Raw genomic sequence first — 25159 nt, forward strand, 5'->3', positions numbered from 1 at the left:
AGTTACCTCCGATAGCGATGCGGAACGAAAGGCAGTTTGCACACGCTGACGGCCACGCATTGGTCGCGCACTTGCGCAGTCAGCCGGGTGCCGGGCGCAGCGAATTCGGTTTCGACTAAGGCCATCGCGATCGGCCGCGCCAAACTGGGGGAATAGCCGCCGCTGCTGACCGCGCCGATTTGTGTTTCGCCGTTAAACAGCGGCGCGCCTTCCCGCACCGGTAGTTTACCTTCTATAGACAAGCCTACTCGTCGCCGTGGCGGGCCGCGGCGCAGGTGTGCCAATATGATCTCGCTGCCGGGAAAATCTGCGCGGCCGGCCGGAAATAGCCAACTCAAACCGGCTTCGACCGGGCTGACGGTTTCGCCGAGTTCGTGGCCGTACAGGCACAAGCCCGCTTCCAAGCGCAAGGTATCGCGTGCGCCCAGGCCTATCGGCGCCACGCCGTCTTGCTGCAACAATAAGGTTGCCAAACCTTGTGCGTCGCCGGCGGCTAGCGAGATTTCGAACCCGTCTTCGCCGGTATAGCCGCTACGGCTGATCCGGCAGGGAATGCCGGCAATTTGCGCCTGGCAGCCGTGCATGAACGGTAATTGCGCAACCTCGGGCGCTAGCGTGCCGAGAATCGACGTGGCCTCCGGCCCTTGCAAAGCCAGCAAGGCCAAATCGTTTTGCTCGGAAAATTCGCAATCTTCCGGCAATGCTTGGCGCAGATAGGCATAGTCCTTGTCCTTGCAGCCGGCGTTGACCACGACGGCCAGCCCGGTTGCGACACGAGTGACGATGATGTCGTCGATGACGCCGCCTTGCAGATTTAACAGTACCGTGTATTTTTGCCGGCCCGGCGGCAAGCCGGCCAGCCCGCCGGGAGTCAGCGTTTCCAAGGCTTGCGCCGCGCGCGCGCCGACGATGCGGCATTGCCCCATATGGGAAATATCGAACAAGCCGGCCCGGCTGCGGCAGTGCAGGTGTTCGCGGATGATGCCGGCCGGGTAGTGCAACGGCATCCGGTAGCCGGCAAACTCGGTCATTTTGGCACCTAGTCGCAAGTGTAAGTCGAACAGCGGCGTTTGTTTCACGGCAGCACCCCCGGTTATACACACAATAATGCCTGTCGGCTGGATCGGTTCGTCGCCGACGGGGATCAAGTCCGCCTGGCGTCCGGACTGTTGAGCATTAATCATAGCCGAGTCTCTTATGCTACGTTGCCCTCCAGCCCCTGCCATTAAACTAAGACCTAAGCCCTTGCCCCCGGCTCGAAGGCCGGCGTTGCATTAGCGACCAGCCTGAAAATCAGGAAATATTCCTGTTGCCCCACCCGGTACGGATTTTTACCATGAGCGTGGCTCTCATTTCGGCCGCCCGCCGCCAGCGATCTTTAGTTGCCTCCGTATCCGATTGTGGTTGCAGCGGGTAATACGGGTGGCCGCCATTCTTAGACGACTCTCATGAAACTACCGTTAAAACGCAGTACTTTGTTGATTTCCTTATGCCTGGCCCCGCTAGTGGCCGACGCAGCCGGCGCCACCCGCATCAACATGGTGTTCCTAGGCGTTTGGGACCAGCAGCAGAAATACCGCAAAGGCGACGTGGTGAGCTATAACGACACCTTGTATCAAAGCTTGAAATCCAAAAATCAGGACTTACAACCGGACCAAGTCAGCTCGCATTGGCGAAAAATCCTGGGTAGCGGCACATCCGCCGGTTCCGGCAACGCGGCGGATTGCGACAATCCGGCCAGCGGCGCAAATTTGGTCGGCTGCGATTTTTCCGGCGCCGCCGCGAAATTGCGCAGTTTGGACTTGCGAGCCGCGCGGCTGGTCAACGCCACCTTGGCCGGCGATTTGGGCGACGTCAATTTGACCGGCGCCAATTTAGTCGGCGCAAAACTCGGCAGCGGCAACGACTCCGAAGATGCGACCGGGGTATCGCTGAGTGTGAACGGCGGCGATGTCGGCGCCAGTTTCAGGGGAGCGAATCTGTCGCAATCGTCCACCGCCTTTACCACGCCGTTGCAAGCCGCGTCGGTGCATTTCGACGGCGCCGACATGACCGGGGTGTTATGGCCGTCGGCCAATCTGGAAGTGGCGTTTTTTCCGGCCGCAACACTGGTTTACGCCAATTTGATCAATGCCTCCCTCTATTTGGCGGATCTGTCGCATGCGGATATGCGCGGCGTGGTGTTGGACAGCGCCAATTTGAATCTGGCATCGCTCTATCAAGCGAACCTGGTGCATGCGGCATTAGGGTCCGCTAATTTGGAGGGGGCCAACTTTTACCAGGCGGACGTGCGCTACGCCTATTTGGGCTCAACCAAGCTAGCCGGTGCCGACTTTAGCGGCGCGGATTTGTCGTATGCCGATTTGACCAATGCCAGCGGCGGCGATTCGGTGCTTTACGACGCCAACACCCGCTTCAACAACACCATTTGCCCGGACGGTAGTAAAGTAAACGGCAATACCATCGTTACCTGCCAGGGTCACGGCTTCGGCGCGCCGCAATGACGGTCGGAGCGCACTCATCCGCCAAACTTGCGCTTAGCTTGGCCGCACGCATTTTGGGCTATTAGCATTCTAGGGTTAAAAATCAGCGCGACTCATGTTTTCAGACTGCACCGTTTTGAGCAAAACACGGTTGGGATGGTAGCTGGGTGCAATAGGAACGTTGTCCTAACTCGCTTGAGCAGCGGCGGTATTCAAAGCAATTTCGCCTTTCCATACCCCGTATTGGACAAGCGATATTTACGCTTGCCGTCGATCAGCTTGATTTCATAGTAAGGATAAAAGCGCTGGTTAAAATAACGGCTGACATTGTTTTTACTGCGCTGCTGATCGGCGGGTTGGTTGTCGTTGATTAAACGAGCAATTTCGGTGGTGGTGAAATAATTGCGGTCAGGCCATTGTTTCAATAGAGCTTTCAGAATCAGCTTCTCGAGCTCGCCTGCGTTCAGCGGGGTCATTCGGATACCTTCCGGAAACGGCCACCCCGATAAAAATCGACCGGCGAATTCGCTAAAAAATGTTTCCGGGCTGCCTTCGTTTTTGATCAAGTCCGGCAGAATCATCTCTGCTAATTTACCGAGTCCCATCGAAATTTGTTGTCTATCCCTGCGTTCGAAGCGCTCCCAAGTATCTTGTGTTGTTTCGCGTCCACGAAGGCAAGAGCGTTCGAATCGAATTTGGGGGGTGGCGTCGATAAAAATCGGCGCAACTGGTCGCTGAACGCCCTGGGTTTCTGGGTGCTCCAGTCGTTGCTCCGTTGATTGATTCGGAAGGCTGATAATCGAAAGTCATGCCTAAATTTTAACAAGCGCGATGTGTAAACTGAACATTGCGGGCAATGGATATTGAATAAAGTGTTGGAGATAGATTTTTTGCGATTAGTGCTTGTCTCGATAAATGTCTTTGCGATGACCCAATTCGATGACCAAAACGATGAGTTCGGCGTCTTGAATCTGGCAAATCAAGCGGTAGTCGCCAACCCGATAGCGCCAGTAGGGACAATTTACCTTGCAAGGCCTTTACCGGCCATACGAGGATTGTCTTGGTGAGCTAACTAGTCGAGAAATGCCTTGATTCTGTCGCGGACCGGTTTGTCCAGCTTGTTGATGGCTTTGGCAGCGCCGGTCTTCAGCCTAACGCTCCAGGGCATTGAGTTGTTGCTCCCATTCCGCCAAGCTGAGCGTATCGTCCTTACCGCTGGCCAATTCCGCTAACGCAGCATCTGCGGCGGCGGCATCGGCTAAATCTTCGAGGTAATCGCTGAGTAGATGTTTGATCAATTGCGCCGGACTGACGTGTTCCTGTTCGGACACCTGGCGGAGCAGGTTTGCCGTGTCGTCGTCAAGATTGAGTGTCACCATGCTGCCACCGTAATTTGAATTTGGGGAGTTTTAAGCATTGTATAACAGTGCCGTAGCAGCTAGGCCGGAATAAGCCAAGAGGTGTTACTGTCAGGCACAAGCCGATTCCCCAGCCGGCATGTTTCGGTCCGGTTGGTTGTTAACTGGGATAACGGCCGGAAAGTCCGCTCCGATTAGCGAAAGCGTAATCGGAGGAATGGTGACTTCGAAATGTGCGATTACACAAGCTAATCGCACCTGCAATTGATTGGCAGCTTATCCGACTTTTCTTGCCTGTTCATATTCACCGTCACTGGGGCTGCTTAGGGTCGGGACAAGACGATCATGCCTTGTTCTACCAAACGGTGAATTCTCCAAGAACTGCAATCCAACCAGATCACCGGACTCGGCATTACATCCCAGTGGCTTTCATTCCAACCTCGGAATGCAAATAGCCGCATTTTATTGACTTACATAGACTATCGTTTAGAATGCTGCGCTTTCTCATCCACCAATCTCAGGAGGCTCGCTATGTCCGATATTGCCGCATGCTTTAGCCTCGGGTTCGTTTCTCGCCGGTAAGACATTTTCCGGTTGATTCGACCGGGGCTCCCAACCATTCCAGTATTTTTTCTACGCCGCGGCGTACCGCAGGCAAGCTTTCGCTTGTTTGGCGCCGCGGCTTTGGGAGTTTTTATGAATTCATCATCCCGAATCGGGAAAAACCCGGCGCAATTGTGTGCCGAATGGCGCGCGGACGACGGTCAAGATCCGCGCTACGAAAAACGCGGACGCAAGCTTCACAGCGATTGCCGGCAAGCCCACCGGTTTTGCAAGGAAGTGGAGCGCTTGTTGCCGCTGATTTTGGCCGGCGAGGCGACTAACCCTATCTTGCGCGAATTGAATATTATTTCAGTGCTTTCCGAGGATGAAGGTCGGCGTCTGCGGGTAATCGTGGCGTGCAATCTTGAACCGAACCGGCAACACGTACTAAGGCAAGCTTTCAAACACGGCCAAGCCTGGTTGCGTACTGAATTAGCCCGGCATTTTCGCCGCAAACGCATGCCGTTGCAGTGTCTGGACTATCTGTACGGCACTGGCCGGGAGGATCAGTCATGCCAATAAAACGCACTATCAGCAAAGGCAAGGTCCCGGTTAAAATTTTTACCGACGATGTGGAATCCGGCGCACTACAGCAACTGTACAACTTGTCGCAGCTGCCGTTTATTCATAGCCATATCGCCGCGATGCCGGACGTGCATTTAGGCAAGGGCGCCGCCGTGGGTGCGGTGATACCGACTCGCGGGGCCATCATTCCGGCGGCGGTCGGGGTGGATATCGGCTGCGGGATGCATGCGGTTCGCTTGTCGCTCAAAGCCAAGGATTTGCCGGATAATTTGCGGGCCTTGCGCTTGCATATCGAAGCGGCGATACCGGTCGGATTTGCCATGCACAAACAGGACAAGGCACGGGAATCGACAATACGCGCCTTATCCGGCGGTTTACACGCGCTGTTGCAAAAACATCCGAAATTACAGGCGCAGCAAAAGAAACCTTACCAAACCTGGATCCGCCAGATCGGTACCTTGGGCGGCGGCAATCATTTCATCGAATTGTGCTTGAACGAAAACCAGGAGGTCTGGTTGATGCTGCATTCCGGCAGCCGCGGTATCGGTAACGCCATAGGCGAATATTTTATCGGCTTGGCGCGCAAGGATATGGGCCGGCATTTGCTGCAATTGCCCGACAAAGATTTGGCGTATTTCAGCGAAGGCGCCCGGCATTACGACGATTATCTGCAGGCGGTAAGCTGGGCCCAGGACTACGCATCGGCCAATAGGCGCGAGATGCTGCATTTGATTGCCGAGGCCTTGCGTAAGAAACTGCCTAAATTCGGGGTGACTAAAGAGGCGGTGAATTGCCACCATAACTATGTCGCGCGGGAGCAGCATTTCGGCGCGTGGTTATGGATTACCCGAAAGGGGGCGATTCGAGCCGGCGACGGCGAACTCGGCATCATCCCCGGCAGCATGGGCGATAAATCCTACATCGTGCGCGGCAAGGGTAATCCGCAAGCGTTTTGTTCCTGTTCGCACGGGGCCGGGCGGCGCATGAGCCGCAGCGCCGCCCGACGCTTATTCGACGAACGGCACGCCGTGGAGCAAACTGCCGGCGTGGAGTGCCGCAAAGACCTAGGCATCGTCGACGAATTGCCCGGCGCTTACAAAGCGATCGATCAGGTGATGGAAAACCAAAGCGATTTGGTCGAAGTGGTGCACACCTTGAAACAAGTCTTGTGTATAAAAGGCTAACGCAACGCTCAAAGCGGCCCCGGCCCGGCGTGGTATACCGGGCCGTGGTTTTGCGCGGAACGGGCTCGATCATTGTCGTCGTCGCCAGCAGCTTCCCGGTCGCCGCAACAGGTCATCGGCTGCAAAGCCAACCTCACCCAAAGGAGTAAAAATGGACAGCGACGCAAGAGAATTCGACGCCGAAAACGTTTACCGGGTCTTCGACTGGCTGTGGAGTTCCGGACAGCTGTCGGCTCGCGACATCGCCCGTTTGCCGCAATTGCACATCGCCTTGGTGATCAATTTGGCACCGCCGAGCGCCAGCAATGCACTGCCCGGCGAGGCGGAATTAATCACCGGCCTGGGCATCAATTACCTGCAGATTCCGGTCGATTGGCAAGCACCAAAGCTAGAGCAATTGCACGATTTCTTTGCCACGGCCGACGCTTACGCCGGGCGCCGAATTTGGCTGCATTGCGCCAAAAACATGCGTGCTTCGGTTTTCGTCTATTTGTACCGACGCTTGCATTTGGCTCACACCGACGAAGAAGCCCGCTTCCCGCTGCAACAAATATGGGCGCCGAATCCAACCTGGCAGGCGTTCATCAATGCCGCTTCCGTCGAAGCGATCAAGCTTTAACAGGGTGTTGAAATTTGCCTATATGCCTTCGGCTTCAAAACCATTTTTTGGTTTTGTTGGGCTTCTGGAAGCCCGATCAGGCCTCAAAAACCGGTTTTAGCCGGTTATATTCGCCCCGAAGGGCGTTAAATTCCGCCTTTTGGCGGATTTCAGGCGCACCACCGCCTAGGCGGTACTGTATCGCCAGCCGAAAATGGCACCCATGCGCGTCAGGTTATAGGCGGCAAAGGTAAAAATCGTTTGCGCGGCGACCTTCTTTAACCCCGGAACTTGGTTTGGCGTAGCGGGCCGACCGTCTTGGCCCAACCGAAGACTTCTTCGATCCGCTTGCGGACGTTGAGGCTTTTCCGGTAACCCTCATGCCGTGTGGTACGTCCGTCGATGGCCGAACCTTTTTCCTTGCTGGCGACATGCGGCGTGACTTTGCGCTGGCGTAACTTGGCGACAAAATCCTGCGTATCGTAATTTTTGTCGGCGGCCAAGGTCGCGCCCGGTTTGTGGATCGTGCGTTTGACCATGGCATGGGCCGCCTCGCGTTCTGCGGTGCCGGTGGCCTGGGTGACTTCGACGTCGACGACCAAGCCATTACGGTTCTCCATCAAGGCATGACCGAGGAAAGCCAGCTGCGATTTGTCGCCCTCGCTCTTTTTGTACAGCCGAGCATCGGGGTCGGTGCGTGATGCGTGGGTTTCGTTACTGCGTTTCTCGCCCTTGAAGTTGACCGTGGGATTGCGGCCGCCATCTTCCGGCGGCGGGGTCGAGCCGTCTTTCTTGACGAAACTCTTGTGCGAGGCCCAGGCTTGAATCAGTGTGCCATCTACGGAGAAGTGCTCGTCGGAGACAAGCTTTTTCCAATCCGCCAAGGCCAGTACCCGTTCGAAAAACAAGCGGCTGATCCGTTCGTTGAGCAAACGGTCGCGGTTGGCGCTGAAGGTCGAGTGATCCCATACCTCGTCGTCCATCGTCAAGCCGACGAACCAGCGGTACAAGAGGTTGAAGTCGATATGCTCCACCAGTTGCCGTTCCGAACGGATGGAAAATAGCACTTGCAACAAACTGGCGCGCAACAAGCGTTCCGGCGGAATGGAATCTCGACCGCGACGAGCGTAGAGCGCGTCGAACTCGTCGTTTAGCGTGGCGAGCAACAAGTCGACCACTTGACGCAGCTTGCGTAGCGGATGCTTTTTGGGAATCCGGCTTTCCAGGGTTCGGTAACTGAACAGGTCTTCTTGAGTAATGTCGGCGCCGCGCATGGGGACAGTGCAATATATTGGAGATAGAACTATTTTATCATTTAGAACAATACTTTATGATTTGCCAACACATCTGACTCAACCAGCCAATGCGGGTTACAGGGGAGATAAAATCAACAGCCTGTTAAACCCATTTATACAAGCAAGCGGCCTGACAACTCTCGATACAGGCTGACCATGGCGTCCGCTATGTGCCTGTCGCTGCTGTACAACACGCCGCAATGGTTTAGAAAGGTGGACTCCGGCGGGTTCAAATCGAGCGACCGGCCGCAGATGTCGGCGACCGGCGCACCGGCTTCGCCGAATAAACAGGCGGTGGCCGCGTAATCCCAAACGCTGCCGCCGCCGGTTTGGAGTTTGGGGAATTTGAAATAGCAAGCCGGGGCTGCGAGCACTTGGCAGGCATTCAATGCCGCCCCGCCTTGCAAAACCAGGCGAGAGCCGGTGTAGCCTAGTTGCACGGCCATCCCTTGCAGCCGGTTGACGGTGGCTTGATACAAAGCTTCGTTAGCGAAACTTTTGTCGGTGATGAAGGTTAGGATTGTGGACTCGCTGCCGGGGGCGCATAGCGGCTGTTCGTTGCTAAACGCGCCGCCGCCTTTGACGGCGTGGTACAGGGTTTGGCTCAACGGGTCGTACACCACGCCCAAGCACGGCGTGCCGTCTTTGCTAACCAAGGCAATCGATACCGAATAACCGGGAATACCCTCGATAAACGGCAAGGTTCCGTCCAGCGGGTCTACGCACCAAAAATAGTCTTTGCGCAAGCGTTCCCCGTCGTCCGGGCTTTCTTCCCCCAGCCAAGCCAAATCGAAGCGTTCGCTGGCGGCTTGCAACGTGTGCCGGATTAGCGCTTGGCTATGGTGGTCGATTTCGGTCACCACTTGCGAAGCCAAGCTGTGGTGGCCGGTTTTGATGCGGACGGCAACGTCGCTGGCGGCGTGTCTGGCGATGTAGTGTCCGGCCCGATAAGCGGCGGCAATCGCGCATTGCTGCAGCAAGCTTAAATCAGAAATTTGCATATTCGGGTAGGAAGGTGGAATCCGCCATGTTTGTTAATCGAAACGTTTTTGGCAAAAGTGGGTTGGACTCGTTACGCCCACCAAGAAACAGTCACCAATTTTCAGCGAAGATCAGGTAGCTGGCCCGAAGCTGTCGTTGTGGAATTTATTTCGAGAAAATTCGAACCTTATAACGAGTGCTTAGGCTCCTAATGACGAACACCCTATCCAGTTCTGAGGTTTTTAAAAATGCGCTGTAAAATTCATACTGTCATGTAATACCCTCACAATGTGAATTTTAGTGGCTGTCGCGCGATAAAAAATCAGATGGCGATTGATGTGGAATTGTCTGTACCCTGCACGGATGTAATCACAGGCAAAACCCAGTTCCGGATTTTCAGCGATTAGAACGAAAGCAGTATTTAATTCATCAAAATAACGATCCGCCTGTACCTCTCACCAGTGATTAAACGAGTAAAGCCAGATATTTTTTAAATCTTGTTTTGCGAGTGCCTGAATATGGATTTTGAACATTTTCAGCCTAAACCGACTTCTTTTTTTGCCTCCAGTCTGATTGCGTCCATGTGTAATTCGCCGGCATCGCCACTCTGTTCCCCTTCCATTAGGGCAGTACGCAAAGATTGTAGTTTCGAGTTCGCCTCTCTTTCTTCAAGCAATCGTAAAGAGTCACGCATGATTTCACTAACGCTTGCATAGCGTCCACTCTTCAGTAACGAGTCAATGAGGTTGTTCCAGTGCTCGCCGAGGCTAACAGTTTGGGTTCGTGCTTGCGCCATGTTGTCCTCCGACCTAGGTTATTAAAAGCCAGAGTAAGATATATTCTTACACTGGGTAAAGTAAACCAATTTATCGAATCGAAGACTAGGGCGGATTCGGAGCGATAGCGACAATCCGCCAAAACTTCCAACGCAAGATCAATCAAAGCGGGCATATCGAAAGCTATCAATGGTGGATTGCTGCGCGAATCCACCCTACACCAAGCGTTTACCTGCCGTACGGCCGTGGCACAACCGGCGAGGCCGGCTAAATGCCTTGTGGCGCCTGAAGGCCAAACCGTATCACCTAAAGCAGGCGAGCGGTTCGGTAGGTGCATGGCGAAATGCGTATAGCCCGATGCTGCAAACCGTGCTGAACAATGCCAGACTCAGGCGATGGGGGCTGTGGGAGCCATCCGATTTTGCGACGTTATAAGAAGTCGCCGGGTTCAACCGCCGGATGCGGAAAACCGCATGTCCGGTGGTGTGGGAGAGGTGACGGGCGCAATCCCGTCACCCCGACCCGATCACCAAGCGTTTACCCGCCGTACGGTCGTTCTCTTTGAGAAACGTCGGAATCCTTTACATTCGGTTCAAAGTAGATTCGAGCGGTACTGACGAATTGTGAAATAAAATATTGATTTTATTTTATTTTATTTTATTTGGCTAAATTTTTGCTTCTAGCGTTTGAGAAGAGGGTAAATTCCCCTTCAGCATTGATAAGTCTAGTTGTTGAATCCACACACATTAACTATAGGATATTTTATGCTCGAATTAACAAGGTTTACTCAAGCAGGTGTTTTAGTTGCCGGATTGTCTATTTCATCTGTACAAGCAAGTGTTTTGTATGAAAATAATTTTGAAAGCGGATCGACTTCCGGGCTTTCCGGCGTTATAGATGTTCAGACAGCACCGAATAATGGTGAAAAGTTCATTGGATTCCTGAGTGTCGGAGCCTCAACCACGCTGTCACTTAACACTACAGGGGTTAGTCGTATATCCCTAAGCTTTGATCTGTATACTTTGGAAAGTGTTGATGGGGATAACCTATCGTTTGGGCCAGATTATTTCGATTTAGATATAAACTCATCTGAGACGCTATTGCATGCAACTTTTTCTAATGACGTGACAGATACGTATCGGCAAAGCTTCGGAGGAACGGACAGTCTCGCTGGCACAGGATCAGATCCTGCACTTACCGGCATTCTTGGATACAACTACTCAGCAGAAGCTCTCGATCATACCTACCATTTATCGTTTGAGGTCGATGTATTTGGCCCATCCACAAATATCAATTTCGTTGGCAACACTAATCAACCCTGGTCTGACGAAGGATTTGGCATCGATAACATTCGCGTCACAAACCTAAGTGCTGTCCCTGTTCCCGGCTCATTGCCTTTATTTGGTTCAGCTTTAATGGGTATTGCTGGCATCATGCGGCGTAAGCGCGTTTTTCAATTTATGTAACCCGTAACCCGTAAGGCGGATTCGCGCTAGCAATCCGCCATTCGAGGGTGCCGTTTGGTGAATTGTCAACCGATCGCTCATAGTATCGACTGTGGGCGGTCTTTATGTCTACGTTGTGCAATATCCCATTCTTAATGGCGGTGTGCTCCACTCTGTTCCGCGAAACCGCCCTACGCCATCCGATTTGAGATGATTTTTATGGAAACGCGATTAGGAAATTAATCGCACATGTTTAGAGGCAGTTGATTTGCCTTTTCAACTTAATCGTCATTGATCGCTTGGTTCGTAACAACACGATCGTTGCACACCCACCCAAGCCAATAATTCCCCAGAACCGGATTCCAACCCAAGTTTGCAAATAGAGCTTAAATCATTCGCGGATAGATCCATGCCCGGCTTCTGGCATTAATTGCCGGATAACCCGACTAGCCGTGCGCTCGCTATAACTGTCTCTTGGCCAATGTCCGGGGCTCCAGCCTTTTAAAAAACGGTGAAAATCGGTCCAGGCGACTGGGTATAGGGCGCGCCAGTCGGTAATTAGCGCCTCGGCTTTCGCGGATTTGCCGTGTGTATGCAGCGACCGGCGTAGTTCGGCGAAGTAAACATCCAACAATTCGGTTTCGCGGCGTTCGCATGCGTCCGGCGGCAAACAGCTGTCGATGAAATAAGCGACGTCCTTGATGCCGGGGCCGCCGCCGACATATTGAAAGTCCACTGCCGCAACGCCTACCCCGTGATCTGCGAAACAAAAGTTGTCCAGTTTGGCATCGCCGTGAATCAGGGTTTGATACGGACTGGCTTTTAGCGCGCGGTCTATGGCCGCCGCGGCCCTTTTCAACGGTGGGTCGTCCAATACCAGCCATTCATCCAGGCGGGTATCCAGATGCCAATAGCTGCCGATAGGCCACAGGCCTTCCGGCGCTTCACCCAGGAAATTGGCGTGAAATTCGGCCAGCCAGCGTAAACAGGCGACGATGTCGCACTCGCTGACGCGACGCCTGCGGCGCGAATAGCCGGCGGCATCCAGATCCTCCAACACCATGACCACTTCGCCGCCGAAATCCGCGCATGCCAAGCCGTGCGCTACCCGACAAACGCCATTGCAACGTCCGGCCCATCGATCGTACCAAACGGTTTCCACTTGATAGGAACGTACCTTGCGTTGGTGGGACAAGTCGCCGGCGGCTTTGCCTTCCGGCAGTTGCACATGCTTGACGACCACGCTGTCGTAGACGCCGCCGGTCAATGCGTAACGGGCGATCTCGCCGTAACCGCTCCACAGCCGCTGTATGGCCTGCCGTTTTGCGGCGGTTTTGGCACCGGTGGCTTGACGGACAAAGGTGCAAATATCGACTGACACGGTATAGACGGCTACGGCTGTGGAAGATGCGCTTATTATACAAAGCAGCCCAGGCATGCATTGCATATCTAAACGATCCGCATGCGTGCGGCACTTGTCTGGCCGGCATCAATTGCCTTTCATGCTCATATCCAGTTTCAACTCCCTGGCGGTTTGCGCTTTCAGCAATTCGATCAAGTCGTTGGCCGCCCCGCCGCCGGTCGCGCCGGCACCCATTTGAATTTCCGGCACCCATTTTTGCTTTTCTATCGCTTCGGCATAGCGTATGTGTACCGTTTTCCAGGCCTCCAGTTTGGCGGTCAAGGCACCGTCCGCACTCATCACCAGCCGCTTGTATTCGCTATCGCCTTCGCCGCGCAATCGTTGCTCTTCTTTATAGGCAATGGCGGCCAAGCGCTTTTGCTCCGCTTCCAGTTTGCCTTGCTCGGCGACCAACACCGCCTGAGTGGCTTTGGTAACCGCGACTTCTTTTTCCTTTTCGGCGTCGACTACGGCCTGGATTTTTTCCTGTTCCTTGGCGTAACGGTCCACCATGACGTTTTTCTTACCCTGTTCCTCCGCCGTCAAGGCTTCTTGCCGCGCCCGCTCCGCATCGGCTTTGGCGGTGATGATGCCCATGGTCGCCTCGCGTTTGCGGGAAATTTGCTCCAGGGTCTTTTTTTCGAAATCCCAATCGGTGATTTGAAAGCCGTTAACCAGAATGCCGTACATTTTAAAATCGCTGGAATGCTGCAGCGGCTGGCCGTCTTCGCCGTACTTGATGACCGGTATGTTACGGGTAATGTGCTCTTTGGTGCTTTCTTCCTTCTCGGTAACGGCTTTCAACTCGGTAAAAAACTTGCCGGAGGTCACTTGTTGTTCAGCCCATTGGGTAAAAATTCCGCGCTTTTCCGCATAAGCCTCTTCCGAAGTCATCAAGCCCGCGGTCAAGTTCATCGATTCTTCGGTGATCGTGCGGATCAATTTTTCGGCGACGGCATAACGGTTGCGGAAGTCTTTGTGCAAGCGAATCATCGTTTCTTCGTCGTTAGGCAAGGCAAAACGCGCTTTGCCGTAAACGACGCCGGTACCGCCATCCTGATAGCGTACCGATATACCGTTAGCCGATAAACTATGTTCGCTGTCTTTACCGGCCGAGCCGGCCTTGTCGAAATCGTAGGTAGCCACATCCCAGTACGGTTCGGTTTTGCCGAAACCTTTGAAATAAATACCGGGGTTGAACCTGACGTATAAGGTGCCGTTGGGGTATTGCACCACCGTGCGTTCGCCGGCGTCGTTGATGCCGAAACAATAGTGACCGACGACCAGCAAGGCAGCTGCCGAGAGCAGATAAATCGGCCATTTGCCGGAAACTTGCAGTGGCGGAACTTTACTAAAAATCGTTTCGGAACTCATAGGCTTTCCTCGATCAAGAATGGATGAACGACGACAAAATTTATACTCTGAAAGTCATGGTGGGAGCGACGCCTTCGTCGCGACGAAGGCGTCGCTCCCACCGAAAAACCTCAATACTTTGAACATCTTGGTAGGACAGACACATAGTCGCGATTTGCAAAACCGGCCTCGCGACTGCACGTCGTTTGACTCAGCGCTTCGCACCTGCCTCCATCATCGCTTTACGAACCATAGCTATCGGCGGCGCACCGTAGGACAGAAATGCGTCGTGAAAGGCCGGCCACGCCGCTTTGCCGCCTCGCTTGGCCGTCCAATCGTCGCGTAATTGCCGAATCAACAGCTTACCCAAGGTATAGTTTAGATAAGCCGGGTCGAAGGTACCGCGCGCGGCCTGTTGGCGGGCGTTGCCTGGATCGCGGAAAGCGTGTTCGCGAAACATGTGCTCGGCTTGTTCAACCGTCATGCCTTGGGTATGCAAGCCGATGGCCGACAAAAAACGCACGTTGCGCAACAAGGCGTTCAGCAATTGGCCGATATGCGTTTCCGGATCGCCGTGGCTGTAACCCGCCTCCCAAATCAATTCTTCGACATAATGGGCCCAGCCTTCCGAAAACGCATAACTGGTGAATAAGCGGCCTAGTGGCGAGCCGGCCCGATGCGCATGCAGATGTTGCAGAAAATGCCCCGGCCAGACTTCGTGAGCGGAAACGAACAGCAAATTCGCCTCTCCCGGCACGTAGGCGGCTTGCTCTTCGACTGTCCAAGCCGGATCGGGCGGAGCCACGTAATAGATGGACGGCAAGTTGCGTTCGAACGGGCCGGGAATGTCGATATAAGCCAAATTCCAACGGGCATAAGCCGGAGAGGGTGCGACAACGGCATCTTCGTCGCCGGGTATGCTCAGCAAATGCCGTTCGGCAACAAAGGCTTTGAGTTGCTGCAACTGCCGATTGGCCGCGGCCACCGCCCCGTCGGCCGGTTTATGCGCTTCGGCTTTGGCGACGCACTCAGCCGTCGTCTCGCCGGGTGCATACAGCCCGCACGCTTGCCGCAACGCGGTTAAGTTGCGTTGCAAATCGGCCCGGCCCATTTGCTCCAGGTGCGGCAACGGAATGTCGACGCCTTCTGTTTCTTTCAGCATTTGCGCAAACCGTTGCGCTCCCAAAGCGAAATCATCGGTCGCCGTAGCACGTTGCTGCTCCAGCCAAGTCACCAAGTCCAGCATGGCCTGCACCGCTTTCGGCACGGTTTGGCCAAATCGTTGCTGCAAAGCCGTATCGGCAACGTCGGCGAACGCGGCTTTGGCGTCGGTTTGGTAAAACTTGGCCATGCCGCCGAATACGGTTTTACCAATGTCGATGAAGCTGCGCGGCAACGGTAAAGCCAAGTTGGCGCGGATATGCGCGGCGGCTTGAGGCACATTGTCCGCATAGTTCAAAAACGCTTGCATGCGGACCGGCAGCGGCGCGTAAGCACGGTTGACGTATAGGTTGGGATCCAGCGCACGGGAATAAAACAGCGGATTTTTGTACGGCGTGCCGACTTGACGCCGCCAAAACAGCTGTTTGCCGACTACGGCTACCAGATAATCGCGTTCGAAGCGCTGTTGCGGCGTCAACGCTTGATCCGGATAGGCCAAGGCTTGAACGCGCTGCGCTTCCAGCCAATTTTCGGTGTTGCGCAAACCGGCCGCACTCCAATCCGGCAGACGCCCGTCATACTCGTGACGACCGGCATCGGCGGCGAATTCGGGATGCTGTTCGAAATAGCCCGCAACGAATCGCTCGACGAAATCGGGCCAAGGCAGAGCGCCGGTCACGGCGGATGCCGACGGACTTGTGGCGACAAGCAAGACTAAAAGCAGTGCCCGGCTGTAGATAAAAATGCGGCTGATCCATTTCATGGCGGTTTACTCGGATAACGGAGCTGCGCCGGATGATACCCCCGCGCCGGCCGTCAAGCCAGAAATTGCTGCTCGCCGGCTAACGTGCACGAAAGCATCGCACTCACCCCGGCCGATGAAAAAGCATTGACAGTGGAATCGCGACTCGAAAGGCTGTTCGCGAAGAGGACGCACTGCCACTATGATTTTCACAGCCAAGCCGGAATACATTTGTTTGCTACATTTACCTCTAATGCTAGCGCTTTCGTGACTATTCAGCGGTTATCGTGAAGAAGGCGGTTACGCCCTCTCCTGATGGAGGGGCGATTTGTGCTTCGCGCTGAATAGTTACCCGCTTTCCGTTTCGCACCGAGAATGTGGAAAACACATGAACATTTTTTTTAATTTATCGATTCGTTACAAAACCGGCATACCTATCGCTTTGATGTCTATCGCCTTAATCATAGTGGCCGGGGTTGGTTACCACTACATCAACCTATTAGGCGAGCGAGTCACCCGATTAGGCGGCGTGCAAATGCCGGCCTTGGGCGTTCTGTTGGAAAGCGACCGCGACATGTATCAAGCGATAGTGGCGGAACGTTCGCTACGCTTAGAGAAACCGCATTCGGAAGCCTTCGAAAAACTGAGCCAATTCCGCAGCGACAATGTACAGCAAGCCAGAACCCGCTTCGATAAATTTGTGGCCCTTAGCGATTTGCCGGATACGGCGGCTTACAAAACCCGCTTCGATAGCGCATTTAGCGCGTGGCAGCAACAAAGCCTGGAGAACGCGCAGGCGATAGAAGCCGGCAAACCCGAGAATTACCAGCGCGGCGAAGCCGCATTCGAAGCGGCCCGTCAGGTGATAGACGAATTAACCGATCTGATCAACGCAGCGGCCCGGGATACCCAAACCCAATCGGCCGAAAAAATCGAACTGGGCATTGCCGGCATGACGATTGCTACCGCCATCGGCCTGAGTTTAGGCTTGCTGTTCGTCTGGTTTTTTCCTCGGCATATCGGTAAATCGCTGGCGGCTACCGTCGACGCGGCACAAAAGATCGCCCAAGGCGATATGGATTTCCAACTGGAGGCACGCAACCAAGACGAAACCGGACAATTGCTGGCTGCCATGCAAACCTTACGAACCGCGCTGCATGCCGTGTTGGCCGACGCCCAACTCCTGGTGGAAGCCGCGCTGGCCGGCCGCTTGGAGGTACGGGCGGACGCCGGCAAACATCAAGGCGATTTCCGTAAACTGGTGGCCGGCTTCAACAATACTTTGGATGCGGTGATTTTACCGGTCAACGCAGCGGCCGACGCCTTGCTGCGGGTGGAACACGGCGATTTGACCTGCACGGTGGCGGGGGATTACCAGGGCCAACTCGGCAGCTTTAAGGACACGGTGAACAACACCATCGCCAAATTGTCGCAAACGATTTCTCAAGTGCTCGCCGCGACCAACCAGCTAGCCCAAGCGTCGGAATTAATCGCCGATACCGCGCACTCCCTGGCGCGCGATTCCAACGAACAATCAGCCGGAGTGGAAGAAACCAGCGTCAGCATCGAGCAAATGGCGGCCAGCATCAAGCAAAACGCCGAGAATGCCAAAATCACCGACGGCATCGCGACCGCTGCCGCCGCCGAAGCGACTAAAGGAGGTATCGCGGTTAAAGACACCGTCGATGCGATGAAACACATCGCGGCAAAAATCGGCATCATCGACGACATCGCTTATCAAACCAATATGCTGGCGCTAAACGCCGCCATAGAGGCGGCCCGGGCCGGCGACTATGGCAAAGGCTTCGCGGTAGTCGCCGCCGAAGTGCGCAAATTAGCGGAGCGCAGCAGCGTCGCAGCCCAGGAAATCGGCACGTTGGCCGAGAATAGCGTCGCCAAAGCCGAAATCGCCGGCAAAATGTTAGAAGATATCGTCAGCGGCATCGACCGAACTTCCCATTTGGTTCAGGAAATTTCCGCCGCTTCGCAAGAACAGTCGGCCGGCGTGCACCAAATCAACGTTGCCATGAACCGCATCAGCCGTATTACCCAACAAAACGCGGCCGCCAGCGAACAATTGGCCACCACAGCCGAGCAAACCACCAGCCAAACCGAGCAATTGCAACATTTGATGAGCTTTTTTACCCTTAAACAAGTAGAGCCTATCGAGCTATTCGTCGATCATTACCGAGAATCCTCCCCAAGGCGCGAACCGCGGGCGAGGCGAACCAATCCCGGCAAAGCGCCGGTCGACTTAAACAAATTCGAGCGCTTCTAAGGATTTCGCTAATAACAACTTCCCTATTTTCTCAAGCCTTATGGATTCTTAGACCCAAATCCCGTTTGCCGCGCTGAGCGCCGAAGGATTCACGCGGCTGTCGGGTGTCGGCTGACTCGGGCCTTCCAGGCCGTCGCACTAGCGACTCAAAAACCGATAGCCTTTCATAAATCCTGCTCTTTCAATTTCGGGACGTTATTTGTGACGGTATCCTAAGTCCATCAATCGCACCCAAGCGGCCGGCCACTTCCGAGCATCTCATCGGGATTGCGAGCGCAGCAGGGCGATGCGTTCCTCACTGGCCGGATGGGACGACAGATAATCCAGCACCGAGTCCAGGCGCCGCACAAAACCCGCTTCATCCTGCGCTTGCCGGGCTTGCAATTTGAGCAACAGGTCGGCCAAGCGGCCGGGCGGGATGTGATTCAAGCGCATCACTTCGATTGCAAATTCGTCGGCACTACGCTCCAAATCGCGTGAATAGCGCGTTTGCAATAGTGCGCTCGGCACTACGGCCAACAGGCTGCTCGAATCGCCCACATACCAAGCGACTATCAGGCCGACCAGCGAGGCCTGCAACAGCTGCCGCAACGCGTGACGCTGACTGACGTGGCCGCTTTCGTGTGCCAAAACCGCGACGATTTCATCCTCGTCCGCCATTTCGACCAAGCCGTCCAGGATCACTACGCTACCGCCTGGCAAGGCAAAGGCATTCGGCTCCAAACGCTCACTGCCGCGAAAAACCAACTGCGGCCTGACCGCTCCCGCCGGCAAAATCAGATCGGCTACCCGCTGTTCGATGGCTTGCCGACGCGCGCCGTCCAACACAGAGGCGCCCAACACGCTATCATCCAAGTTGCCGAGCCAATAGCCGTCCATGTCTGTTAGCACCGCATCGGGAATCCTGTCCGCCACCAGCCGCGCCAAATAAGGCAGCCCCCACCAATAGGCGGCTACGGCCAAACCGGCCGCCAATACCAGCGCCGTTATCGCGTACAGCCAGCGGCCTTCCAGCTGATTAGAGCCCGGACCTGCCGGAAACAGCGCGGCAAAGCCTTGGATGTCCTCCACTTCACAGCGGCCGCCGTCGGCAAACAAAATCGTCCTGGGCGCGGAACCCAGCGGCGCAGGGATGCTCAACGCCGCCAAAGCGTCCCGGCGTTCGAGATTGTCGCCCTGCAAAAACAGCACCGAACCGCACACTCGCAGTTGCACCGTGTGCGGAACGGCCGTCCGACCGTCGTAATAGCGGGCGGACAACATGCTTTAAAGCGCGATGTCGAAATCGAACATTTCGGCGATTTCCTCGCCGGTTGCCGCGGCCTGAGACTCTATGCCGGCAACTATGTTTTCCAAATCCGCACCGGGAATCAGGCTGATATGCTCGATGCGATAGCGGGCCAAGCGAATATCGGCAAAGGGTTTATAAAAACCCAAGGTCAACAGCGTCAGTATTAAATTGCTGAACATGATGCCGAACAAGCCGGACGCTTTAACCTCGGAGGTGAAGCGATGTACGCCGGCCAATTGAGTATTGTTCCAAATCAGATTTTGCAAGCGGGCCGACACGTAGGGATAGCCGAAAATCAGCATGCCCAGGTATGTGCCTATGCCGGCCAAGGCGCCGCCGACCGCCATGCGTTGCTCGACGTCATCGGGAATCACCAACTGGCTGGCGACCAAAAGCAGGACGAAAATGGCCACCAGCATGGGGATCACCAATAAATAAATTTTATAAAAACCGCCCGTGCCGGCGGTGAAACGGAACAATGCATTGCCGTAAGCCGAGTTGTCGCGCATATAGCGAACGATGCGTTGCTGAGTCAAAGGCCACAACAATCCCACACTAAGCGCGGAGGCAAGCGGCCACGCCAGCCAACTGAGATAAGCGCCGCCGGTTTTGCCGTAAAAAGCGAACCGCAACCCCCGGTAGCTGGAATTGTATAAGCGAAACCGCAAGGAGCGCTTCAGCAGCCACGGCATCACCAACAGGATGAGCAACAATATCGCCAGCGCGATGAGCGGGGAAAATCTTCCGGCCAAGGTATACGCCACTACCAAGACCACGGCTATTATTCTGCCTTTCAGAATGGCTTTCGGGTCGCCGTGATAATCGAAGCACGCGCCGGCCAGCCGGGTGTGCCGGTAAAAATATTGGTTACGCCTAACCTTGGCCCAAGCCGAATAAATGCCCAAGGTTAAAATACTCAACAATAAGTTGACGATCCAAATTTTGAAATACTCGCCGCCTTGACCGGTAAATTGCAGCCGTTCGCGATTCTTCATAGCCATGATTCCTGGGTTTGCTGTGGATATACTCCCACAAGAATAACGGATTGACGCAAGCTAACAAGAATAATACGCCGCTGCCTTCGACTTTAATGATACTTTCAGGACCATGAAAGGCTTGCCCTACCCTATCCGAGGACGGAGGATGCGTTCAAACGCGGCGGGCCAAGGGATTAGGGGTAGGTTCGGCAATCTTGTCGAGGATATTCTTATCGGTATGATGGAAGGGCTGAGCTTGGCCCTGGATTTGCAGAACCGTGTCTTCTTGGTATGACCAGGTACCATCGGGGTTAAACAGCACGCGAATATTGAAGGCCACGGTACGAAAAGCTTGCGCTAAAAACGGCGCGGAACAAATGCCCCAGGTATCCAAGCCTTCGCTGGCTTGCAACTCGAATCCGTCGGCGTCGGCCGCGGCCCGTCCCGCCGCCATGGCCACCAAGCCGCGCGGTATCGTCAAGGTATGTATCACGGTTTCGGTCGCCGGTTCCCACAGCCAATAGCCGACTTGTTCGTGATAGGTTTTAATCCGGCCGGGCTTGGTAATGTGAGTAAAATAACGCAAACCGTACAGCAGTTGCGGACCGTTGGTGACCGGGTCTATCGGTTGCAACTCCAGCCGCTCGACGAACTCCTGCGATTTAGGCCCGTCAGCCTTGGGTTTTATGTCGACGCCGCGCCGACCCGACCAGATGCCGGCCATTCTGCGTAGCGGCCCCAAGTTGTTTAAGGTGTTCAGGTCGATGTCGCTAGGTTCGGTGTAAATATCTACTTTTAATTCGTTCATTTCTTCAGCCCTAAGATTCACTCAAGCAAACACGATAGGCGTCAGCCACAGCACTAGCGCACTGTATACCACTAGTATCGGCAAACCGAAACGGATGAAATCGCGGGTTTTATATCGACCGGGCGATAACACCATCAAATGGGTTTGATAGCCGCTCGGGATTAGAAAACAAGCGCTGGAAGCGTAAGCCACCACCATCACGAACGGCATAGGGTCTACCCCATGAGCCTTGGCGGCTTCCAGGCCCACCGGCAAAGCCAGAGCCGCGGCGGCATTGTTGGTGATCAGTTCGGTCAACAGCCAGGTCATTAGATATACGGCGAATAAGGACCCCATCAAGCCGCCGTGGCCGAATAGCCCGTTCAATGTCCCGGCAATCAGCTTGGCGGCGCCGGATTGCTCCAACGCTCCGGCAACCGCCAAGGCCGATCCGACCAACAGCCAGACGTCGAACGGGAAACGCCGCCGCATTTCCATTCGCGTGAGCACGCCGGCCGCCAATAATATTCCCAGCATCACCAACAAGCCGTTCAATAGCGGAAATACCCCGGCGGCCGAACAGGCTATCACCAGCGCGAAACACCCCAGCGTCAGCAGGTTTTCCTTGGCGTTCAAGCGGGGCCGTAACGGTTCGCTGGAGAGCAGATGAAAGTTGCGCTCCACATTGCGGTGCTGCCTGAAATCGTGGCCCGCCGCCAGCACCAGGCAATCGCCGACCTTCAGTTCGACTTGCCCCAGTTTGCCGGTGAGTTGCCGGTCGCCGCGCCGAATCGCCACCACGCCGGCGTCGAACATCAAGCGGAAATCCACTTCCCGCAATGTCTTGCCTTCCAATTCCGATGAATGTGCGATCACCACTTCCAGCAAATTATCCGCGAACAATGCGTCGACATCATTGCCGAAAATTTCCAAACCGGGATAACGCTGTAATTCCTGAACCTTGTCCAAGCTGCCGCTAAACAACAAAATGTCGCGGGCTTCCAGCAGGTCGGTGGGGCGTACCGGACTGAGCAGATGCCCGTCGCGCACCATCTCCACTAAAAACAGGCCCTGCATGCCGCGCAAGCCGTTTTGCTCCACGCTGCGGCCGATCAGCGGCGAATGTTCCGCCACCCGGGCTTCCAAAAAATACGGTGCGTGCTGCCGGCTTTGGGCCGAACCGTTAGCGGGTAGCAAACGGCGCATCAACAACATCGTGGCGCCGCAAGCCAGCAGCAACGGCACCCCGACCCAGGCAAATTGAAACATCTGCAACCCCGGCATGCCGGCCTGGCGCAATAGCGAATCGACTACCAAATTGGTGCTGGTACCGACCAAGGTGGTGACGCCACCCAATATCGAGGCATAAGACAGCGGCATCAGCAAGCGTCCGACCGGATGCTGGGTCTGCCGGCTTAGCGGCCCCAGCAAGGTGCCCACCACCGCGGTATTGTTCAGTACCGACGACATTAACGCGGCGGCCCCGGTCAACTTCAGCATGGCGCTGAATTCGGAACCGTTCAACATGTGCTTGATGATGGCCTCGATAATCCGGGAGCGCTCCAAAGCCAGTGACACCAGCAACAACAATACCAAGGTAACCAGCGCCGGGTTGGCGAATCCGCGTAAAAACCGGTCTACGTCGCACCAGCCCAACAACAAAAACCCGACCGCCCAGCCGGTAAACAACAAGGCCGCCGGCCAGCGGCCTATCACCAACAGTACTAATAAAAGCAATACCGCCGACAACACCAGTATCGCGGTCATCGCTCGCCACCCGCGTTCTGCCGCTGCCGATAGGCCCTGACGGCGGGATAGGCGATTGCGCCGAATAATCCGGCAACCAGCAGCAACGGCCAAAATTTTGCCCGGTTCCAGGCTTGGCGCTGCCGCTCGCGCGCGTCGATATCGATGCGGCTGTATTTCAAGCGGTTGCTGATCATGCGGGCCGGCTTCAAGTTTTTATACCAGCTGTGCAGCAAGGCGAAATCCTTGGGGTAATAGCCGAACAACCAGGGCGAATCGCGGCGTAGAATGTCCTGCATGCGGTCGATGATGGCTTGCCGTTCCTCGCCGTTCGGCATGTTGCGCATCTGCTCGAACAAGCGGTCGAACTCGGGATTGGCATAGTTGCCGGCGTTCTCGCCGCCTTGCTTGACCTTGGAATTAGGGCCGTACAGCAAAAAGAAAAAGTTTTCCGGGTCGGGGTAATCGGCGTTCCAGCCCCAGACGAAGATTTGCGCGGCGCCGCTACGCATTTTTTCCTGAAAGCGGTTGTAGTCCGTGCCGCGGATCACCAGCTGGATGCCCAACTTGTCGAATTGCTTGCGATACCAATTCATCAAGGCTTGATCGTCGGCACCGACTGCGGTGGTATCGAAATACAACAACAATTTTTCGCCGCTGGCCGGATCAATACCGTTGGGGTAGCCGGCTTCGGCCAACAAACGTTTGGCTTCGGCTAGCGACTTGCGCTTGGGAGCGCCGTTTTGCCAGTCGAACACCACGGGATTCAGACCGGCTTGGCCGTCGCGGTAACCGAAGATACCGGGCGGCAAAGCCCCTTGCGCCACCACGCCGCGACCGTTGGCGAAAATGGCGATGAATTCTTCGTAATCCACGGCTATCGCTATGGCTTGCCGCAATTTGCTTGCCCGTTCGGATGCGCCGCCGACTAGCGGATCCAGCCAGTTAAACCCCATGTAAAACAAGGAGCTGGCTACCGAAGTCTGCAATTGAATCTGCTTGTCGCGCATCAGCGGCGTCAGTTGCGGGTCGCCGCTACCGGAAAACTGAACGGCCTGATCGAAGTTGTCGGAAGCGATGCCGGACGCGTCGTAATAGCCTTGCAGAAACTTGGCCCAATACGGAATGGTTTCCTTTTCCAAGGTAAACACCACCTGGTCGACGAACGGCAGCGGCTGCCCGGCATCGGCCAGCAAACCGGCCTCCAGGTCTCCGGGATCGCCATCCTGCGGATAGAAATCGCTGTGATAGTAAGGGTTTTTGCTGAGCACCATGCGCCGATTCGGGTTGTTTTCCGTCAACCAATACGGACCGGTACCGACCGGATACCAATCCAGGGTGATGTTTTTGCTTTTCAGTCCCGGTTGGGCGTAAAACAGCGCCGCCTCCCAGGGCATGGGCGCAAAAAACGGCATCGCCAGCCAATATTGGAATTGCGGGTATTTGCCTTTGATGCGGATGCGATAATGCCGCTCGTCCAAGGCAGTAGCGCCGCGCATAGGCTTATTGCGCAATTCCGCTATGGGCGAGGCGGCAGTGTCTTGACCGAACTCGGCGAAACCGTCGATATAAGCCGCCATCAACTCGGCGATAGGCGATTGCGTTTTGGGGTAGGCCAGACGTTTGATCTGATAAACGTAGTCTTCCGCTTGGAGTAAGCGACTGCTTTGTATCGGAAAATCGCTCAAGGTTTCGATCCGCGCCAGTTGCCGCTCGTCCAGCTGGTGATACAAAAATCGGCCGTCGTCGTCCCGGCTAAAGGCCGGATGCGGCTGGTAGCGTATGTCGTCGCGGATTTCGATCAGGTAGTCGGTGAACGCCACCTGGTCGTCGCTGGCGGTTTCCGGCAGCTCCGCGCCATGCGCATCCAGATAGCGAATTTCGGGCAGATCGGTAGCGGTCAACGCCTGCAGCTGGTAAGGCCGCTTCAGGAAATGGTATTGCAAAGGCGGTTCGTAGATTTGGCCGATGAAGCCGTATTCGTCGCTGCTGTAGGACACCGCCGGATCCAAATGCTTGGGTTGCTCGGAAAACGACGAATACATAATCGCCCGAGCGCGGTCGCTGTCCGGATACGGATTGTTAAGCTGGGATACCTCGCATGCCGTTAACGAAACGATAGACAGCGCCAGGAAAGAGTTTCGAATCGACGAAATATTGAACATGTGGCGGAC

At 55.2% G+C, this 25159-nt stretch carries 20 protein-coding genes and 2 pseudogenes; 6 read left to right on the top strand and 16 right to left on the bottom strand.

Annotation, left to right across the window (positions count from 1 at the left end):
• Positions 1–2: 2 nt before the first annotated feature.
• Positions 3–1184: a glycine cleavage system aminomethyltransferase GcvT gene (gene gcvT, locus AB0A83_RS17410; RefSeq protein WP_367154826.1), complete on the bottom strand. Its 1182-nt coding sequence runs from the start codon at positions 1182–1184 to the stop codon at positions 3–5.
• A 264-nt stretch (positions 1185–1448) separates the two neighbouring features.
• Here gcvT and AB0A83_RS17415 point away from each other — a divergent pair, with 264 nt between their 5' ends.
• A complete protein-coding gene (locus AB0A83_RS17415; RefSeq protein ID WP_367154827.1) occupies positions 1449–2504 on the top strand; it encodes a pentapeptide repeat-containing protein in 1056 nt (351 codons plus the stop codon).
• Positions 2505–2695: 191 nt separating this feature from the next.
• Here the strand turns inward: AB0A83_RS17415 and AB0A83_RS17420 are convergent, their stop codons facing one another.
• The 3 genes from AB0A83_RS17420 to AB0A83_RS17430 all read right to left on the bottom strand — a co-directional run bounded on the left by AB0A83_RS17420 (position 2696) and on the right by AB0A83_RS17430 (position 3862).
• Positions 2696–3088 (bottom strand): hypothetical protein, encoded by a 393-nt coding sequence (locus AB0A83_RS17420; protein WP_367154828.1) that lies wholly within the window; start codon positions 3086–3088, stop codon positions 2696–2698.
• Positions 3089–3379: 291 nt separating this feature from the next.
• Positions 3380–3466, bottom strand: coding sequence for a type II toxin-antitoxin system RelE/ParE family toxin (locus AB0A83_RS17425; protein ID WP_367156181.1), 87 nt, complete (start codon positions 3464–3466; stop codon positions 3380–3382).
• A gap of 168 nt (positions 3467–3634) precedes the next feature.
• A complete protein-coding gene (locus tag AB0A83_RS17430; protein ID WP_367154829.1) occupies positions 3635–3862 on the bottom strand; it encodes a DUF6290 family protein in 228 nt (75 codons plus the stop codon).
• A gap of 675 nt (positions 3863–4537) precedes the next feature.
• Between AB0A83_RS17430 and AB0A83_RS17435 the strand changes: the two genes are divergently transcribed.
• From AB0A83_RS17435 to AB0A83_RS17445, 3 genes are all read left to right on the top strand, one after another.
• On the top strand, positions 4538–4966 hold the full coding sequence (locus tag AB0A83_RS17435) for a hypothetical protein (RefSeq protein WP_367154830.1): 429 nt from the start codon (positions 4538–4540) through the stop codon (positions 4964–4966).
• Entirely contained in the window at positions 4957–6153 is a 1197-nt protein-coding gene (locus AB0A83_RS17440; RefSeq protein WP_367154831.1) for an RtcB family protein, read from the top strand. The genes AB0A83_RS17435 and AB0A83_RS17440 overlap by 10 nt, the downstream gene beginning before the upstream one ends.
• A 151-nt stretch (positions 6154–6304) precedes the next feature.
• Positions 6305–6772: a protein tyrosine phosphatase family protein gene (locus tag AB0A83_RS17445; RefSeq protein ID WP_150050594.1), complete on the top strand. Its 468-nt coding sequence runs from the start codon at positions 6305–6307 to the stop codon at positions 6770–6772.
• Between the two features lie 165 nt (positions 6773–6937).
• On the opposite strand, the pseudogene AB0A83_RS17450 reads toward AB0A83_RS17445, so the two are convergent.
• From AB0A83_RS17450 to AB0A83_RS17465, 4 genes and pseudogenes are all read right to left on the bottom strand, one after another.
• A pseudogene (locus AB0A83_RS17450) lies at positions 6938–8025 on the bottom strand (IS5 family transposase).
• A gap of 134 nt (positions 8026–8159) precedes the next feature.
• Positions 8160–9047 (bottom strand): 3'(2'),5'-bisphosphate nucleotidase CysQ, encoded by an 888-nt coding sequence (locus AB0A83_RS17455; protein ID WP_367154832.1) that lies wholly within the window; start codon positions 9045–9047, stop codon positions 8160–8162.
• A gap of 222 nt (positions 9048–9269) precedes the next feature.
• Positions 9270–9464: pseudogene (locus tag AB0A83_RS17460) on the bottom strand (type II toxin-antitoxin system RelE/ParE family toxin); the annotation flags it as partial.
• A gap of 98 nt (positions 9465–9562) precedes the next feature.
• Entirely contained in the window at positions 9563–9823 is a 261-nt protein-coding gene (locus tag AB0A83_RS17465; RefSeq protein ID WP_367154833.1) for a type II toxin-antitoxin system ParD family antitoxin, read from the bottom strand.
• A 744-nt stretch (positions 9824–10567) separates the two neighbouring features.
• Between AB0A83_RS17465 and AB0A83_RS17470 the strand changes: the two genes are divergently transcribed.
• Positions 10568–11269, top strand: a complete 702-nt coding sequence (locus AB0A83_RS17470; protein ID WP_367154834.1) for a PEP-CTERM sorting domain-containing protein — start codon at positions 10568–10570, stop codon at positions 11267–11269.
• Positions 11270–11639: 370 nt separating this feature from the next.
• Here the strand turns inward: AB0A83_RS17470 and AB0A83_RS17475 are convergent, their stop codons facing one another.
• The 3 genes from AB0A83_RS17475 to AB0A83_RS17485 form a co-directional block, all read right to left on the bottom strand.
• Positions 11640–12629 carry a phosphotransferase gene (locus AB0A83_RS17475; RefSeq protein ID WP_367154835.1) on the bottom strand — a complete coding sequence of 330 codons (990 nt, stop codon included), beginning with the start codon at positions 12627–12629 and terminating at the stop codon, positions 11640–11642.
• 108 nt (positions 12630–12737) lie between these two features.
• Positions 12738–14024, bottom strand: coding sequence for an SPFH domain-containing protein (locus AB0A83_RS17480; RefSeq protein ID WP_150050601.1), 1287 nt, complete (start codon positions 14022–14024; stop codon positions 12738–12740).
• Positions 14025–14214: 190 nt separating this feature from the next.
• Entirely contained in the window at positions 14215–15927 is a 1713-nt protein-coding gene (locus tag AB0A83_RS17485; RefSeq protein ID WP_367154836.1) for a DUF885 domain-containing protein, read from the bottom strand.
• A 367-nt stretch (positions 15928–16294) separates the two neighbouring features.
• Between AB0A83_RS17485 and AB0A83_RS17490 the strand changes: the two genes are divergently transcribed.
• On the top strand, positions 16295–18184 hold the full coding sequence (locus AB0A83_RS17490) for a methyl-accepting chemotaxis protein (RefSeq protein ID WP_150050605.1): 1890 nt from the start codon (positions 16295–16297) through the stop codon (positions 18182–18184).
• 258 nt (positions 18185–18442) lie between these two features.
• Here AB0A83_RS17490 and AB0A83_RS17495 read toward each other — a convergent pair whose 3' ends face one another.
• From AB0A83_RS17495 to AB0A83_RS17515, 5 genes are all read right to left on the bottom strand, one after another.
• Entirely contained in the window at positions 18443–19447 is a 1005-nt protein-coding gene (locus AB0A83_RS17495) for a M48 family metallopeptidase (RefSeq protein ID WP_150050607.1), read from the bottom strand.
• Between the two features lie 3 nt (positions 19448–19450).
• Positions 19451–20470, bottom strand: a complete 1020-nt coding sequence (locus tag AB0A83_RS17500) for a YjgN family protein (protein ID WP_367154837.1) — start codon at positions 20468–20470, stop codon at positions 19451–19453.
• Between the two features lie 154 nt (positions 20471–20624).
• A complete protein-coding gene (locus tag AB0A83_RS17505) occupies positions 20625–21260 on the bottom strand; it encodes a heme-binding beta-barrel domain-containing protein (RefSeq protein ID WP_150050611.1) in 636 nt (211 codons plus the stop codon).
• 21 nt (positions 21261–21281) lie between these two features.
• The gene (locus AB0A83_RS17510; RefSeq protein WP_367154838.1) at positions 21282–23006 is read right to left on the bottom strand and encodes an SLC13 family permease; all 1725 of its coding nucleotides are present in this window, start codon (positions 23004–23006) and stop codon (positions 21282–21284) included.
• Complete coding sequence (locus AB0A83_RS17515) at positions 23003–25150, bottom strand: ABC transporter substrate-binding protein (protein ID WP_367154839.1); 2148 nt, start codon at positions 25148–25150, stop codon at positions 23003–23005. Before AB0A83_RS17515 ends, AB0A83_RS17510 begins: the two co-directional genes overlap by 4 nt.
• Positions 25151–25159: the final 9 nt, after the last annotated feature.

It is taken from the genome of Methylomonas sp. HYX-M1 (genome assembly GCF_040741385.1).
GTDB classification, from domain to species: Bacteria; Pseudomonadota; Gammaproteobacteria; order Methylococcales; family Methylomonadaceae; genus Methylomonas; species Methylomonas rhizoryzae.